The organism is Methylocapsa sp. D3K7, from assembly GCF_029855125.1.
In the GTDB taxonomy this organism is placed as follows: Bacteria; Pseudomonadota; Alphaproteobacteria; order Rhizobiales; family Beijerinckiaceae; genus Methylocapsa.
The window spans coordinates 2,219,879-2,235,417 of sequence record NZ_CP123229.1 but is presented as its reverse complement, the minus strand read 5'-3'; the positions used below and the strand labels follow the sequence as shown (position 1 = coordinate 2,235,417).

The window sequence follows — 15,539 nt, the reverse complement described above, 5'->3', positions numbered from 1 at the left end:
TTTCTGAACGGGGCGGCTTGGTCCGGACCTGCGATGGGCAGTTAAGCATAACCAATATTCGCCAGCAATGCCTCGGCGTCCCGCACCGGCAAGGAACACGTGCCGCCGGAGCAGACGAACGCCGCCGCCTCGCCCGCCAGTTTTACTTGCGCATGAGCAGGATGGGTTTGCGGCACTTCCTCCACCCCCTCGATGTCCATCACCATGCGCGCGGTAAAGGGCACACCAAGCGCCGCCTCGTAAAGCTGCTTCCGCTGCGGCCCAGCTGTGACGATTTCCTTGGCGCGCAGCCGGAAATCGAGTGCGTTCAAGATGCCGGCGTGGCTGACCAGATTGCCCCGCACCGCCGCGCTCAGGGCAGCGAAAAGTGCATCGGCCCGCGCCAGCCAGCGTTCATCGCCCGTGAGACCCGTGAGCCGGATGAGCGCGGCCAAATAGAGAGGATGCGCGTTGGGGATCGCGTCATCCGATGTCGGGGCGAGCCGCAGGATGACATCGCCCGCGTCATTGGCGGACATGGCGAGGAACCCGCTGGCCGGATCGCGATGATAGACCTCCATCGCCTCCGCCCAGCCAATCGCATCGGCGAGATAATCACGAGTAAGCGACGGCCCGAAATTGCGCGCTTCATGCAGCGCGAGCGCGGCGCCCATCATCGCGGCATGATCGAGCGCAAGACCCGGCTTCACAAGCACGCCGGCGCGCCACGAATGAGCGAGGCGCCGGTTTCCTTGCGCATCGGTATATTGCATATTGTCAACGATGAACGCATAGGACCGCGCGGCGAGCGCGATCCATTCGGGTTCATCAAATAGCGTCGCGGCATGAACGAGGGCAGCGATCATCAGCCCATTCCAATCGGCGAGAATTTTGTCGTCGAGGCCAGGCCTGATGCGCTTCTTACGTGCCGCGAAAAGTTTCGCGCGCAACGGCACCAGCCGCGCTTCTTCCTCCAAAGAAGGTTTTGGAGTGTCGAGCCGGTTGAGGATGATCGCGTGGCCGCCATGCGCCTCGTCGTCCCAATTGCCAAACCTATTGGCATCGTAGAATTTACCAAAAAATGCGGCGTCCTCCGGCCCCAGCAGCGCGGCGATTTCGCCATAGGTCCAGACATAAAACTTGCCTTCGATGCCTTCGCTGTCGGCATCGATGCTGGCGCAAAACGCGCCCTCTGGATTGGTCATCTCGCGCGCTAGCCAGCCCACAGTGTCTTGCGCCCGCGCCCGGAAAAGTTCGCCGCCATATTCATGATGGCAGAGTGCCAGCATTTCGAGGATCTGCGCATTGTCGTAGAGCATTTTCTCGAAATGCGGCACGAGCCATTGCACATCCGTCGAATAGCGGGCATAGCCGCCGCCGAGGTGATCGTAAATGCCGCCTTCCGACATATTCGTCAGGGTCAATTTGACGAGATCGCGATAAGGCTCCTTCCCCAGCCGGCCACCCGCACGCCAGAGCAGTTCGAGGATGGGCGTATTGGGAAATTTCGGCGCCCCATTCAAGCCGCCCGCAACCGTATCGATGATCGGGACGATCTGCGGCGCGAGGGCGTCCAATTGCGAAAGACCCAGAACCCCATCGCCGCCGCCCGGCGCCACCCTGGAGAGGGCGCGGCCGATCGCTTCGGTATTTTGCTTGATCCGCGCGGGCTCCTTGCGGAACGCCTCGGCAACCGTCTTCAAGACGCTGACGAAAGAGGGCCTGCCGTAGTTGGAGTCCTTCGGAAAATACGTGCCGCCCCAAAAGGGCTCGCCTTCAGGCGTCAAAAACATCGTCAACGGCCAGCCGCCGCGCTCACCAAGCGCATGCAGCGCCGACATATAAATGTGATCGATGTCCGGCCGCTCCTCGCGATCAACTTTGATATTCACGAAAAGCTCGTTCATGACGGCGGCGGTCGGCACGTCCTCGAAACTCTCATGCGCCATCACATGGCACCAATGGCAGGCCGCGTAGCCGACGGACAGCAGGATGGGTTTGTTCGAGGCTTGCGCTTCCGTGAGCGCCGCCTCGCCCCACATCCGCCAATGCACTGGATTGTTGGCATGCTGCAAAAGATACGGGCTCGCGGCTTGCCCAAGTTCGTTGTGTCCATTTGCCGACATGAGGGTTTGGCCTTGGTTCGAGGCAGGGAGGCGCAAGTCCGTATCAATGCAAAAGTTGTGCGGGTGTCCAGCTCCGCCCGACTATGGGCTGTTGCGGAACAGCGGCAAGATCAGAAAATACACCCCCACCCCGAGGAGCACAGCCTTGATGCCGAAATCCGCCTGCGAGAGACCCTGGTCCACGGCGGCGATTGCGGCGGCACTCCAGGCCCCCGTCGCCGTCATTGTCGCGAGGCGCAAACGCACCACGCGCAACGGGTGCACGAAGACAACCGGCGCGAACATCAAGCAAGCAGCGGCGATGACAACCGCCGTGGCAACCATTGGCCCCGGCCGGAACACCAGCAAATAAAACGCCAGCACGTTCCAAATCGCCGGAAATCCGCGAAACCAGAGATCGTGGGTCTTCATGCGCTTGTCGGCGAAATAAAGCGCCGAAGCCGCGCAGACCACGCAGCAAACAAGGACCGCGAGCGGCGGCGCGAGGAGGCCTGAACGCCACACGGCGACGAGCGGCACCACCACATAGGTCAGAAAATCGACAACGAGGTCGAGCATGACGCCGTCGATATGCGGCACGCTCTCCGCGACCTTGGCCCGCCGCGCCAAGGTGCCGTCCACGGCATCAATCGCCAGCGCCGCGCCCAGAAAAGCGAACATCGCGGCAAACCGCCCATCGGCGGCGGCGAACAGTGCCGCGAGCCCCAGCGCCGCGCCGCTGGCGGTGAAGCAATGCACAAGAAACCCGGCGGCAAAGGGGGGCATGGGTTTCATCCCGCGAGCGCGGCATGGATCGCCCGGCAATGCGCGACGAGATTGGGCCGGGACATCAAAAACTCCTTGAGCGGCGTGTCGATCTCGTAAAAATAGATATTGGCGGTAAATCCGTAAATGCTCGCGTCGCCGCTGGACGGTTTTGCCCCAAACAGGAATCCTCCCTCGGGGACGAGGTGCGCCAGCACCCGCAGGTCGGCAACCCCCCTGTCGTAAACCGCCTCCGGCTCGTAGCGCCCGATACCCTGATAATAATAACGTTTGAAATTATAGTCCCGCGCCTTGTCCAGTGCGGCTTTCGTGAGGCCGGGATGGGTGCGCAAAAGCGCATCCCGGAACAGCGGCCAGAAGCGCGGGTCTTTCCAGCGCGAATAAGACATCACCCAATAGAGATCATCGAGCATCCGCCGGATGAGATGATCCGTATCGCGCTGGCTTGCCGTCAAACCATCGTCGATTGGCAGCGTGTAGCGCGCAATCAGATGGGCGATGATCGTGTCGCTATCGCCGATGGCCTCGCCATTGTCCTCAAGATAGGGTAGCTGCCCACGCGGCGCCTTCTCCGCATCGAGGATATGTTCGTGCCGGAAGGCAAGCTTGCACAGCTTCAGGAAAGCATAGACCTTCAATCCATACGGATTGTTGTCGGCAACGCCAAAAAGATCCGGGTAGGAATAAAGGGTCAGCATCGCGAGGCCTTGGGAAGGACCGGCTGTCCGTTGGCGTGCCGACCCTAATGCCAGCCTTGCCAAAAAGCCAATCTGGGCCAAACTGACGGCCTGTCTTCGCGAAACTGGGAGGATGCGATGACGAAGCTGGACAACGGCGCCGTATCGGGGCCGGGGAAACCCTCGCCCTTTCCCTGGCCTCCCGAAAGAGCGCTTTTCATATGCTCGGTCCTGACGGCCTTGAGCTTTTTGGCCCATATTCTCTTCCTTTTTCTTGTCAGCCCGCTCAACGTCCTGCCCCTCTCCAAGGAGGAAGCCTATCTCTACGGAGCGATACCTCTCTGCTTTGGGGCCATATTCTTTGCTTTGGCTGTGTATAATTTCATCATCATAGAAGAGCGTTCCGTTTCCCATATTCTCCTGCTTTTGCTTGCTCTCAGCTTTGGCAGCCTCAGTCTGCAAGGCTTGCTGGGGCTTGCCCTGCTTTACGGAAAGCCTTGGCTGGAGGGGGGGTAGGAGCCCAGCGCCAGAGCAATTAATCTGTTGAGTCTTTCCCGCAAACCCGTTCGAAGGTTGCGCATCGCCCGCAAGATGGCTAGCAACCCGAAGATGCTTTGGGCTATGACCCGGCTGGAAGAAAATGATTCGATCAAAGGAGAACGCTTGTGGCTAAGGCAAAAACCGGCAAGCCCGCGGCGAGGAAAAAAGCGAGCAAACCCGAAGCAGCGGCGGTTCGCCCGGTCAAAGAAACCCTGACCAAGTCGGCGCTGATCAACCTGATTGCCGAGCAGAACGATATTCCTCGTAAGACCGCTGTAGGTGTCTACGCAACCTTGGAAAATGTGTGTTTGGGATCGGTGCATCCACGCGGCGTTGGCGAATTTACTTTGCCGGGACTGCTGAAAGTCACCCTTCGCAAAGTGCCGGCCCGCAGGGCTGGAACGCTCGTCCGCAATCCCGCCACCGGCCAGTTGGTCAAGGCAGCCGCGAAACCCGCGAGCATCCGCGTCAAGATCCGCCCGCTGTCGAAATTGAAATCTGCCGCTTTGCCTTAAGAAAAAGGCTAAAAGCGCGGCTGGTCCCTTGACGGGAATCCGCCGGGCGCCGAATCGACGAGTCCGCGGTTGGTGATCACAATCCAGCCGGCGCCACGCCGTTCGATCGAGATCACCGTGCCGGCGCCAGGAATTGGCTCGCCCGGCGCGACCTCGATGGAGCCATGCGGACCTTCGACGAGCGCGATCCCATCGTAAACGGCACGGACAACCCAATTCGTGATCAATTGCGGCCGGCTTCGGCGCGATCCTGGGCCGCCGGAATCTTGGGACGGGTCGAAGGCTGGCGGCCTGGGCAGCGCGGCGGCCATTTGCGCCGGCTTCCGGCCGCTCGCGGCGCCTTGGACCGGGGTGGCGCCGGGTGCGGAAGCAGCGGGGCCCGCGATCTCATGTTCGAGGCGATCCAGCCGCTCGGAAAGTTGCGACACTTTCGTCTCGGAATCCCGTAGCTGCGCGACCTTCCCTGCAACGTCGGCGATCGACGCCGCCGTCTCGCTCTTCGCCGCATCGAGCCGCGACTTCAGATCGGCAAGCGTTGTGGCATCTGTCTGTGACTGGCTCTGGGCGGCGCGCAAAGCCTCAACGCTCGCTTTGAGGGCCCGGATGTCCTCGGCCATGTGCGTCTCTGTCCGCCCGGCACTCTCCCGTGATGCGGGACCACCGGAAAAATGCCACCCCGCCCAGGCCAAACCAAAAAGAGCAAGCGCCAGCACCGAACCTGAAGTGGCGAATTTTTTGAAACGCGGCGGCACCCTTGGTGCGGGAGCGGGAAGGAATATCCTGTCGCCCGCCTGCATGGGCGCTGTGTCCTCTGGCGAAAAGGGTTCGGCCGGGGACGGCGAAAGCGCAACAGCGGGTTCGTCGGCGTTCAAAACCGGAATTTCAGGCGGGACGGCACCGCTTTTCGCCAGCATGATGATTTCGGGAAGGGCATAGCCCAAAATCGTTCTGACAAAATTGGGATTGAGGCCGGTCTTCTCGGCGAAGGCGCCAAGAGTCTCGGCGCCAAGGGTTTGCTCGACCTCTTGCCCGGACAGAGGCACGGGAGCCAATCCGTCCACCCAGGATGCAACCTCGGCGGCAAGGCCCGCCGCGCTGCATCTCTCCAACAGACCCTCGGCCCCGCCGGGTTGCTCCATCACCCAGCGGAAGGTCTCTTGGACAAGCTGGGGCGCCTTGGGACCGGGACTGTACCGCCTGTCGATTTCTTCAATGAGGTCAGCAAAACTCGCCATCATAGCGTGTCTCCGGTTTTCAATAGAGTCGATCGGCCCGAGGTGACGCGTTTCCTCCGGGAGAGGCCCGCAGCTACACGCCTATCGCGTTAAGAGTGTGGCGATTGCGGCCAATAGGGGGCTCCGTGTGAGGTTTTAAAGGGGGAACAGCTCTCGTCCAGGAACATAAGTTTGATGGGCGCTGGTGGGATTTGGGCCAAAGAGCAATTCTGGACCTCCCGCTTGCAGTCCGTGGCGTTCTCGGGTCAAATTGCGCCGTGACGCGGGGGGAAGATGCAGCAGCCAAGATTGCGCGCATGGCGGCTGGCCAAGGCGGCAAAGCGGTCCGAGCGCCAAACTGCGCTCCCGCCGGTCGCGGCGGGTCTGCCCGCCATCGCTGAAAAAGCCGACGATCTCGCGGAGATCAAAAAATCGGTCGAGGACGCCGCCGCCGTCAGCGGCGGGCTCTGGCTCTCCTATCTCTTTGTGCTTTTCTATGTGGCGATCGCGGCGGGCGCCGTCACCCATGAAGATCTGTTACTGGAGCGCGCCGTCAAACTGCCCTTCCTCAATATCGAACTGCCACTCCTCGCCTTTTTTGCTTTGGCGCCTTTTATCGTCCTCATCATCCACGCCTATGCGCTGATGCATTTCATCATGCTCGGCAAAAAAGCCTCGCGCTTTCATGCCGAGTTGAAGCGCCAGTTTCCCGATGCTCTGGACGGCGCCGTGGCGGACCAAGAAAACAAGGCCATCCGTGACAAGCTGCGCCGCCTTCTGCCGAGCAACATTTTTGTCCAAATCCTCGCCGGTCCGCCGGAATTGCGTGGCGGGATTTTTGGGCTTCTGCTCAAACTCATCGCCCTGACGACGCTCGTGGTCTTTCCGGTTCTGCTGCTGCTTTTGTTGCAGATTCAATTCCTGCCGTTTCACCATGTGACGATCACTTGGGCACAGCGCGTTGCGCTATTTCTTGACATTGTGCTGTTATGGCTGCTCCGCCCGCCAGTTTTCGCTGGTTTGAGTGGTGAAAGATCTGGGTACTCTCGTGCCCTCGTTTGGGGAATGAAGGGCTCCGGATTTTTTCTCGAGGTTGTCACAAGCTTCTTGGTGATTTGGTTTTCCATCGTGGTCGCCACCATTCCCGGCGAATGGCCGGAATCGACGCCCTCCGTCATCGATCAGTCGCAATGGCGGCTAGCGGATAACGCGGCAATGTGGACTCAAAAGTTCTTGTTCGCGGGCGACGTGGACGAAACAACGCGAAGGCGAAAGAGCCTATTTTCGAACACCCTGGTCTTGCCGGGCTTCAACATTTATGAGGCGCTGAAAATCGACGATCCGAAAAAGCTAACGTGGAAGGAACATCTTTTTGATCTTCGCGGACGCCATTTGGAAAAAGCCGTGTTGGACGGTGCCGATCTCACCAAGGCCGATTTGACCGGGGCATTTTTGGACAGCGCGTCACTACAGAAGACTCAGCTCCAGGGCGCTTTGCTCAATGAGGCTCAGCTCCGGGGCGCGTTGCTCAATGAGGCTCGGCTCCAGGGCGCATCCCTCAAAGAGGCGCGGCTTCAGGGTGCGTCGCTCAAAGAGGCGCAACTCCAGGGCGCGTCGCTCGACAAGGCGAGGCTTCAGGGCGTTTCCCTCAAAGAGGCGCAGCTTCAGGGCGCGTCGCTCAACCAGGCGCAGCTTCAGCTCGCGGAGCTCGATCGGGCGGAATTTCAGGGCGCGACCCTCTGGTTAGCAGAGCTTCAGAACACGTCGCTCTTGCACGCGGAACTTGAGGGCGTGACGCTTGAAGGGGCACATCTTGAAGGCGCGGTGCTCCATTCGGCACGCCTTCAGGGTGCGGTGCTTGACGGCGCGACGATCAATCAAACCGACTTTGTGGACGCCATTCTATGGCGCACACACTGGTCCTGGTCAGAGCCAGACCCAGTGGAACTTGGAGCGATCCGGCTCGAGGGTGTGACTTGGAATTCCGCGTGGAAGCCCAGGGATAAATTATTACCATTTTTTCTTTTGGCTGATTTTTGGGGCGCCCTCAAAGTTAAGCCCTGGGACGCCAATGCCTATGCCGACCTTCGGAATTTGATGAACACCATTCCCGAAGGCAAGATGAGGGACGAGGCATTGATGCGAATCGAACGGCTCGACTGCACAAGTAAAGATAAGTCTCTGGCCTCATGCGATCCTGCCGCCAAACTTCCGCAGGACGTTTTGTATTGGAAAAAGAAGCTCGCGCGAACGAGTGTCGATTACTCGACTTATGCAAAAGCTCTCGCCAAGGAGCTGAGGGGCCTCATATGCGTAAAAGATGTCAGTGCGGTTTATATTTTGCGTGGCATCATACAGTCAAAATTCCTTCAAGTGGCAGGACCTGAGGCCGCAGAGATCGTGAATTTTATTACTACCAAGGATTGTCCAGTTTCCGTCTCGCTTACCGACGATGACAAGGCGGCGCTGCTGGAAATCAAGCAAAAGACAGAGATAGAAATCGCGCCTTCTCCGGCATCGAAAAAAGAGAAGTGAACCGGCAACCGGTCCTCTCCCACCCGCCAAAGGACTATCAAAGGTCTTACGGCAGTTTGCCGCCAACGCTCTCGAAAAAAGCCCTCAATTGACGTGCGAGCAGCGTTTCCAAGAAACTTTCCATCTTGCTTAAGTCGAGGATGTTCTGTTTCCATGCCTCGTCGGCGGCTTCGAGCGCCTCAAAGTACGGCGTGCGATTTTTGACGATTTGATCGGGTATCGACGGCGACCCGCTCGGGACATATCCGGCTCGAATGGAAAGAACGACATCGGAAACCGTCCTCGACGTTCTGCCATTGCCATCAGCGAATGGGTGTATCCAGTTCAACCGCCACATGACATAAGCGGCAAGGTGAAGCGCGGTACTCCGCTCCCAATTGTTATTCACATAATCGCATAGATTCTCGACAAGTTCGGGCACAAGATGCGCTGGAGGGGGCTCGTGCTTGCTCTTTCCAATTTCTACCCCGCCCGGCCTAAAAATTCCGGCATATGAACTCAAGCCATCAAGCGCTTCCCGGTGCAGCGAACATATCAAGGATGGCCGCAGCTTGAAGCCACCTCGTTCGATGGCAGTTTGAGCTGCTTGCACGCCTGCGTCATATTGCTTGAGGCCGTTGCGCGCCTCCGCCTTCGCAAGCTCGATTGGGTCAGTGATAAGCGCCGGTTCAAGCGCACGTGTGTTACGCCGGTTTGGCTGATCGCTCATGCTTTTCCTGGTCGAGCCGTTCCGCCTCCGCGTCAATCATCTCGCGCGTAATCAGATCGTTCTCGATTGCCGTGTTGCCATAGGCAAAGCTGCGCCTTTGCTCCTCGCGCTGCTCATTCGAAGGAATGATGCGTTTGGCAGCTTCAAGCAATTTATTCAGCTCATGCGCCATATTTTCCTCCGCTTGATTCAATCCCCAATATGGCCACATCGTTTGAGCCGATACAATCGTTAACACCATGTCTTTAGACAAAAAAGTAAATATAGATAACCGATGGATCACGACACGATCTTTGCCATCGCCTCGGGCGCGGGGCGCGCCGCGATCACGGTTCTGCGTCTCTCGGGTCCGGCGACGCGGGTCATTGTCGAAAGCATTGCCGGCAAACTGCCCGCCCCCCGCTCCGCCGCGCTCGCAACCTTCCGCGATCCCGCCACAGGTGACGCCATCGACAAAGGGCTCGTAACTTTTTTCCCCGCGCCAAAGAGTTTTACCGGCGAGGACTATGCGGAATTCTTTTGTCATGGCGGCCGCGCCGTGGTTGCCGCGATGGTCAAGGCGCTGGGCGGCAGCGGCGCGCGGCCCGCCGAGCCGGGGGAATTCACCCGCCGCGCGCTCATCAACGGCAAAATGGACTTGGCGGAGGTCGAAGGGCTCGCCGATCTCATCGACGCCGAAACCGAGTGGCAGCGCCGCGCCGCCTTGCGCCAGTCGGACGGCGTGCTTGGACGCCAGGCCGCGATCTGGCGGGGCGCACTGCTTGAGGCATCGGCGCTCCTCGCGGCCGAGATTGATTTCCCCGAGGAGGAAGATGTGCCGGGCGCGTCCGGCCGCCGCGTCTGTGAAATCCTCACGCCCGTGCTTGCCGGTCTGAAAGCGGAACTCGCGACGGCCCGCGCTGGGGAGCGGCTACGGGAGGGCGTCACCATCGTCATCGCCGGGCCGCCCAATGCCGGGAAATCGACGCTGGTCAATGCGCTCGCCCATCGCGACGTGGCGATCGTCACGCCCTTTGCGGGGACTACACGTGATATAATAGAATTACATTTTGATCTCGGCGGCTGCCCGGTGACTTTGATCGACACGGCGGGCCTGCGGGAAAGCACGGATGCAGCCGAGCAAATCGGCATTCTCCGGGCCCGGGAAAAAGCCCAGGCCGCCGATCTCGTTCTGTGGCTCTCCGAGGCTCGGGACCCCGTGCCGTCCGGTGTGACAGGCGGCGAGGTCTGGCCCGTCTTCACCAAGAGCGATCTTGTCCCGGAGGGAAAAAAGCAAAGCTTATGTCAAGATCTCTGCATCAGCGCCGAAACCGGCGAAAATATCGATGTGCTCATCAAGAGGATGGAAGATTTCGCCCGTGACGCGGTGGGCGGCGGCCATACGGGCTTGATCGCGCGCGAACGCCACCGCAAAAGCTTCGAGGCTGCGGCATCCGCTCTGGCGCGGATCTTGGACAATCCCGAGGCCCCGGCGGAATTGCTGGCGGAGGACTTGCGCGCGGCGATGTTCTCGTTGCAAAGACTAACCGGCGTGGTGGACGTGGAAGATATTTTGGGCGAAATCTTTTCGCGCTTTTGCATCGGGAAGTAAGAGCGCCCAAAGTGTTTCACGTGAAACGTTTTTAGAAAAGCTCTAAACAAGTCGGACGATCCGTGGACAGACTGACCCTCTTCGGCCTCCTCGCCGTGACCGCCATGCTCGTTACCTATGCTTTTGAACAGCGAAGTCCTTGGTTCATTCTTGCTTTTGCCGGATCCTGCGCGTTGGGTTCGGCCTATGGCTTTTTGCAAGGCGCGTGGCCGTTTGGACTGGTCGAAGGTGTATGGACTTTGGTCGCCCTTCGGCGCTGGCGGCGCGTGGCTTTGCATTGAGCCGAGTGCCAAAGTGTTTCACGTGAAACGTTTTTAGACAGGTTCTAAAATAGATGAGCGGTTCGAGCGGATCCTTTGATGTGATCGTTGTTGGTGGCGGCCATGCCGGTTGCGAGGCGGCGGCGGCCGCGGCCCGCATGGGCGCGCGCACGGGCCTCGTCACACTGTCCTTTGCCACGGTCGGGGTGATGTCGTGCAATCCGGCCATCGGCGGGCTGGGGAAGGGCCATCTCGTCCGCGAGATCGACGCCCTCGACGGGCTTATGGGACGGGTGGCGGATCAAGCGGGCATTCAATTTCGTGTCCTCAACCGGGCCAAAGGTCCCGCCGTGCGCGGCCCTAGGGCGCAAGCCGACCGCAAGCTCTACCGCGAGGCGATGCAGGCGGCGATCAAAGAGACAGAGGGTCTCCAGGTCATCGAAGCCGAGGCCGCCGATATTCTTCTCACCGACGGCCGGGTGGAGGGGGTCAAGACCGCCAGTGGCGACACGCTTTGCTGCGGTGCTCTCGTTCTGACGACGGGAACGTTTCTCAGGGGCATGATCCATATCGGCGCCAAGCGCGTTCCGGCCGGACGTATGGGGGAAAATCCCGCCATCCGTCTCGGGGAGCGGCTGCAAGCCCTAGGTCTTGCCCTTGGCCGTCTCAAGACGGGGACGCCGCCCCGGCTCGACGGCCGGACGATCGATTGGTCCATGCTCGAGCGCCAAGCCGGCGACCGCGAGCCAGAGCCTTTTTCCTTTATGACGGAGGCGATCCGGACTCCGCAAATCGATTGCTTCATCACCCATACGACGCCGGAGGGCCATGCCCTCATCGAGGCGAACCTTGGTCAGTCGCCGGTCTATTCCGGCGCGATCTCTGGCCTTGGCCCGCGCTATTGCCCCTCGATCGAAGACAAGATCGTCAGGTTCAAGGAGCGCGAAACGCACCAAATATTTCTGGAGCCCGAGGGGCTCGACGACGACACCGTCTATCCCAACGGCATTTCGACCGCCCTGCCTGAAGAGGTCCAGCTTGCGTTTGTCCACACCATCCCCGGCCTCTCCAAGGCCGCGATCTTACGTCCCGGCTATGCGATCGAGTATGATTACATCGATCCGCGCGGCTTGACTTTGAGCTTTGAGACCAAAGCAATTCGGGGTCTCTTTCTCGCTGGGCAGGTCAATGGCACGACCGGCTACGAAGAAGCGGGGGCGCAAGGTCTCGTCGCGGGCCTCAACGCCGCGCTGCGGGCGGGCGCCCGGGAGCCGGTCGCGTTCAGCCGCGCCGACGCGTATCTCGGCGTGATGATCGACGATCTCGTGATGAAGGGCGTCAGCGAGCCCTACCGCATGTTCACCTCGCGCGCCGAATACCGGCTCTCGCTGCGTGCCGACAATGCCGATCAGCGGCTGACGGCGCTTGGTGCCCGCCTCGGCTGCGTTGGCCGGGAGCGGGCGCGGCACTTTGCCAGCAAGGAGGCGGCGCTTTCGACCGCGCGCGCGCGCCTGGAAGCTCTGAGCCTCACTCCGAACGAGGCGGTGCGGAGGGGTCTCAGGGTCAATCAGGATGGCCTGCGCCGGACCGCGTTCGAACTTTTGGCGCTGCCGGATGTTTCGATCGAAAGCTTAGCCACTATCTGGCCGGAGCTGGCGGCAATCGCGCCAAAAATCGCCGCGCAAATCGAAATCGATGCCAAATATGCGGTCTATCTCGATCGTCAGACCAAAGATATCGACGCTTTCCGGCGCGACGAGGCTCTGGCGATCCCGCTGGATGTCGATTACCGGACCTTGACGGGGCTTTCCAACGAAATCCGCGCGCGGCTCGAAACGGTACGGCCGCGCACCTTAGGGCAGGCGGGCCGGATCGAGGGAATGACTCCGGCCGCGATGACGCTCTTGGCGTCAAAACTTCGCCGTGCCGCCGCGGGTTCTTGATCCTTGCCAAAGAGCTCTCCCGCTCACGCGTCCATCCGCTTCGCCCATCCGCTCTTGGCCCAGCTGCCGGACGAGACTCTGCGGCGCTTGCACATCTACGCAAATCTCCTCGAAAAATGGCAGAAGTCGCTCAATTTGGTGGGGCCCTCCACCCTCGCCGACATGTGGGTCCGGCATTTCGCCGATTCCCTGCAGGTGTCGAATGCGGTGCCGGAAGCGCGTCGCTGGCTGGATTTTGGCTCGGGCGCCGGATTTCCGGGGCTCGTCACGGCGATCAAATATGCGGGGAACGCGGAGGCGCGCGTGCATCTCATCGAGTCGGACCGCCGCAAATGCGCCTTTCTGCAAACCGTCATCCGCGAGACATCGGCGCCTGCCATCCTTCATTGCGGCAGACTCGAAACGATTCTGCCGGCTTTCGACGAGCCCATCGACGCGGTCAGTGCCCGCGCCTTGGCGCCGATGGACGTCCTTCTGAGCCACGCAAAAAAATTCATCGAAAATGGCGCGACGGGGGTTTTTTCCAAGGGGAAACAATTCGAGAGTGAATTGACCGACTCGTTAACGGCCGGTAAATATTTTATCACGACCATGCAAAGCCAAACATGCGCGACGGCGCGCTTGGTGCTGGTCCAGCGGAGCGAGAGCTGAATCGCTGCGGTTTGGATGGATCTGTCTTGGCTACCGATTTCCGCTTTAAAGCTCGTAGATTCAATACCTTAGACGTTGTCGAGGAGAGCGATGTGGCGGCCGCCGAGATGCGCGTGCTCGTGCTTGCCAATCAAAAGGGCGGCGTTGGCAAGACGACGACCGCGATCAACCTCGGCACGGCGCTCGCCGCGATGGGCGAGCGGGTTCTCATCATTGATCTCGATCCGCAGGGCAATGCCTCCACCGGCCTCGGGATTGGGCGTGCCGAGCGTGAATTCTCGACCTATGATGTCTTGACCGGGGAACAGTCGCTCGCGGCCGTCCTCCGCGAAACGGGTGTTCCTCGTTTGTTCATCGCTCCCTCGACGATTGATCTCGTCGGTCTCGAACTTGAGATCGCGGCACGGCCAGACCGCGCTTTTTGTCTCAAGAAAGCCCTGACATCGCTGGCGGAAGAGCAGCGCGGCGGACCCATTGAAGAGCGCTTGACCTATGTGCTGGTCGATTGCCCGCCGTCCCTCAATTTGCTGACCATGAACGCGATGGCGGCCGCCGATAGCGTGGTGGTCCCGCTGCAATGCGAGTTTTTCGCGCTGGAAGGCTTATCGCAGCTTCTCAGCACCGTGGAACAAGTCAAGAACACGCTAAATCCTGGACTGACCATCCACGGGATCGTTCTGACCATGTTCGATCAACGCAACTCGCTCGCCGTGCAGGTCGTGGCCGATGTGCGGGGGTTCATGGGCGACAAGGTCTATGAAACGGTCATTCCGCGCAATGTCCGGGTGTCCGAAGCGCCATCGCATGGGAAGCCGGTGCTGCTCTATGACCTTAAATGTAGCGGCAGCCAGGCCTATTTGAAATTGGCCTCGGAGGTTATTCAGCGCGAGCGTCAGCAACGCGCGGCCTGATCCCGAGGCGGATGCGTGATGTAACAAAAACGTGCCGAGATTGGAAAACCTAGAATGAAAGCAAACAAACCGGCCGAAGAGGCACGGCCGCGGCTCGGGCGAGGGCTCGCCGCGCTTCTCGGCGGCGCCGAGACGCAAGCCGAAAGTGGGATGGGAGCCTCCCGCGCGCCCAAAAAATTGCCGATCGAATTTCTCCGCCCCAATCCGCGCAATCCGCGCCGGCAATTTGGCGAGGAGGAACTCGCGGAGCTAACGGCATCCATCAAGGAAAAGGGGATTATCCAGCCAATTCTCGCGCGGCCGGCGGCCGGTCAAGCGGGCATGTTCGAAATCATCGCCGGAGAACGCCGCTGGCGGGCGGCGCAGCGCGCCGGTTTGCATGAGGTGCCGATCCACAGCGTCGAGGCGGACGACCGCGAGGCGCTGGCGCTGGCGATCATTGAAAACGTCCAGCGCACCGACCTCGACCCGCTCGAGGAAGCGGCGGGCTATGAGCAGCTTCTCGACGAGTTCAATTATAGTCAGACGGATCTCGCCAAAATCATCGGCAAGAGCCGCAGCCATGTCGCCAACAGCCTGCGGCTCTTGAGGCTTCCCGACCGTGTGAAAATCCTGCTGCGGGAAGGCAAGCTTTCGGCGGGTCATGCGCGCTTGCTCTTGACATCCCAAGAGCCCGATTTGCTAGCAGACAAGATAATTGCGCAAAATTTATCTGTCCGCGACGTCGAGCAAATGCTGGAGCCGGCGCCGGAACCCGTCCGCGCCAAGGGCCAGGGACCGCGCAAACGCGAGCCTGAGGAAAAGCCGGCCGATACACGGGCCCTGGAAAAGAGCCTGAAAGACGCGCTGGGGATTGAGGCGATCATAGCTCAGAGCGCCACCGAGGCTGGCGAATTGCGCCTGCGTTACAAGACCTTGGATCAGTTGGAGTTTGTCTGCCGGAGGCTGAAGGGATAATGCGCTGCCAGGGTCGCCGCGCTGAAGCCTTTCCGCCGGTGCCTTTCGGTAAGTCTTTTAAACTGCGACCATTTAACGCTAGGTCTTTTGTTAATTGTCTGCTAGCAAACCTTCGAGACTAAATAAAAAACTGAAAGGAAAAATCCATGGGCCCAAATAGCTTATA

Annotated in this window: 15 protein-coding genes; 9 read left to right on the top strand and 6 right to left on the bottom strand. The window is 60.1% G+C overall.

Going from position 1 to position 15,539, the window contains the following annotated elements:
* Positions 1–41 precede the first annotated feature (41 nt).
* From QEV83_RS10205 to QEV83_RS10195, 3 genes are all read right to left on the bottom strand, one after another.
* Positions 42–2,105 carry a thioredoxin domain-containing protein gene (locus QEV83_RS10205; protein WP_280127649.1) on the bottom strand — a complete coding sequence of 688 codons (2,064 nt, stop codon included), beginning with the start codon at positions 2,103–2,105 and terminating at the stop codon, positions 42–44.
* Between the two features lie 81 nt (positions 2,106–2,186).
* A complete protein-coding gene (locus QEV83_RS10200; RefSeq protein WP_280127648.1) occupies positions 2,187–2,870 on the bottom strand; it encodes a CDP-alcohol phosphatidyltransferase family protein in 684 nt (227 codons plus the stop codon).
* Positions 2,871–2,875: 5 nt separating this feature from the next.
* Positions 2,876–3,568 carry a glutathione S-transferase family protein gene (locus tag QEV83_RS10195; RefSeq protein ID WP_280127647.1) on the bottom strand — a complete coding sequence of 231 codons (693 nt, stop codon included), beginning with the start codon at positions 3,566–3,568 and terminating at the stop codon, positions 2,876–2,878.
* Positions 3,569–3,685: 117 nt separating this feature from the next.
* Between QEV83_RS10195 and QEV83_RS10190 the strand changes: the two genes are divergently transcribed.
* The gene (locus tag QEV83_RS10190) at positions 3,686–4,063 is read left to right on the top strand and encodes a hypothetical protein (RefSeq protein WP_280127646.1); all 378 of its coding nucleotides are present in this window, start codon (positions 3,686–3,688) and stop codon (positions 4,061–4,063) included.
* Positions 4,064–4,212: 149 nt separating this feature from the next.
* Complete coding sequence (locus QEV83_RS10185; protein ID WP_280127645.1) at positions 4,213–4,602, top strand: HU family DNA-binding protein; 390 nt, start codon at positions 4,213–4,215, stop codon at positions 4,600–4,602.
* Positions 4,603–4,610: 8 nt separating this feature from the next.
* Here the strand turns inward: QEV83_RS10185 and QEV83_RS10180 are convergent, their stop codons facing one another.
* Positions 4,611–5,840, bottom strand: a complete 1,230-nt coding sequence (locus QEV83_RS10180) for a YidB family protein (RefSeq protein ID WP_280127644.1) — start codon at positions 5,838–5,840, stop codon at positions 4,611–4,613.
* Between the two features lie 270 nt (positions 5,841–6,110).
* Here QEV83_RS10180 and QEV83_RS10175 point away from each other — a divergent pair, with 270 nt between their 5' ends.
* On the top strand, positions 6,111–8,351 hold the full coding sequence (locus QEV83_RS10175) for a pentapeptide repeat-containing protein (protein ID WP_280127643.1): 2,241 nt from the start codon (positions 6,111–6,113) through the stop codon (positions 8,349–8,351).
* A gap of 46 nt (positions 8,352–8,397) precedes the next feature.
* Here QEV83_RS10175 and QEV83_RS10170 read toward each other — a convergent pair whose 3' ends face one another.
* Positions 8,398–9,060, bottom strand: a complete 663-nt coding sequence (locus QEV83_RS10170) for a Fic family protein (RefSeq protein ID WP_280127642.1) — start codon at positions 9,058–9,060, stop codon at positions 8,398–8,400.
* Positions 9,035–9,232: a hypothetical protein gene (locus QEV83_RS10165; RefSeq protein WP_280127641.1), complete on the bottom strand. Its 198-nt coding sequence runs from the start codon at positions 9,230–9,232 to the stop codon at positions 9,035–9,037. The genes QEV83_RS10170 and QEV83_RS10165 overlap by 26 nt, the downstream gene beginning before the upstream one ends.
* Positions 9,233–9,334: 102 nt before the next feature.
* Between QEV83_RS10165 and mnmE the strand changes: the two genes are divergently transcribed.
* From mnmE to QEV83_RS10135, 6 genes are all read left to right on the top strand, one after another.
* Positions 9,335–10,651 (top strand): tRNA uridine-5-carboxymethylaminomethyl(34) synthesis GTPase MnmE, encoded by a 1,317-nt coding sequence (gene mnmE / locus QEV83_RS10160; RefSeq protein WP_280127640.1) that lies wholly within the window; start codon positions 9,335–9,337, stop codon positions 10,649–10,651.
* 62 nt (positions 10,652–10,713) lie between these two features.
* A complete protein-coding gene (locus QEV83_RS10155) occupies positions 10,714–10,932 on the top strand; it encodes a hypothetical protein (protein WP_280127639.1) in 219 nt (72 codons plus the stop codon).
* Between the two features lie 53 nt (positions 10,933–10,985).
* On the top strand, positions 10,986–12,854 hold the full coding sequence (gene mnmG, locus QEV83_RS10150) for a tRNA uridine-5-carboxymethylaminomethyl(34) synthesis enzyme MnmG (protein WP_280127638.1): 1,869 nt from the start codon (positions 10,986–10,988) through the stop codon (positions 12,852–12,854).
* 3 nt (positions 12,855–12,857) lie between these two features.
* On the top strand, positions 12,858–13,505 hold the full coding sequence (gene rsmG / locus QEV83_RS10145; RefSeq protein ID WP_280127637.1) for a 16S rRNA (guanine(527)-N(7))-methyltransferase RsmG: 648 nt from the start codon (positions 12,858–12,860) through the stop codon (positions 13,503–13,505).
* Between the two features lie 107 nt (positions 13,506–13,612).
* On the top strand, positions 13,613–14,416 hold the full coding sequence (locus QEV83_RS10140) for a ParA family protein (RefSeq protein ID WP_280131017.1): 804 nt from the start codon (positions 13,613–13,615) through the stop codon (positions 14,414–14,416).
* Positions 14,417–14,470: 54 nt separating this feature from the next.
* Positions 14,471–15,373 (top strand): ParB/RepB/Spo0J family partition protein, encoded by a 903-nt coding sequence (locus QEV83_RS10135; RefSeq protein WP_280127636.1) that lies wholly within the window; start codon positions 14,471–14,473, stop codon positions 15,371–15,373.
* The last annotated feature ends 166 nt before the right edge of the window (positions 15,374–15,539 follow it).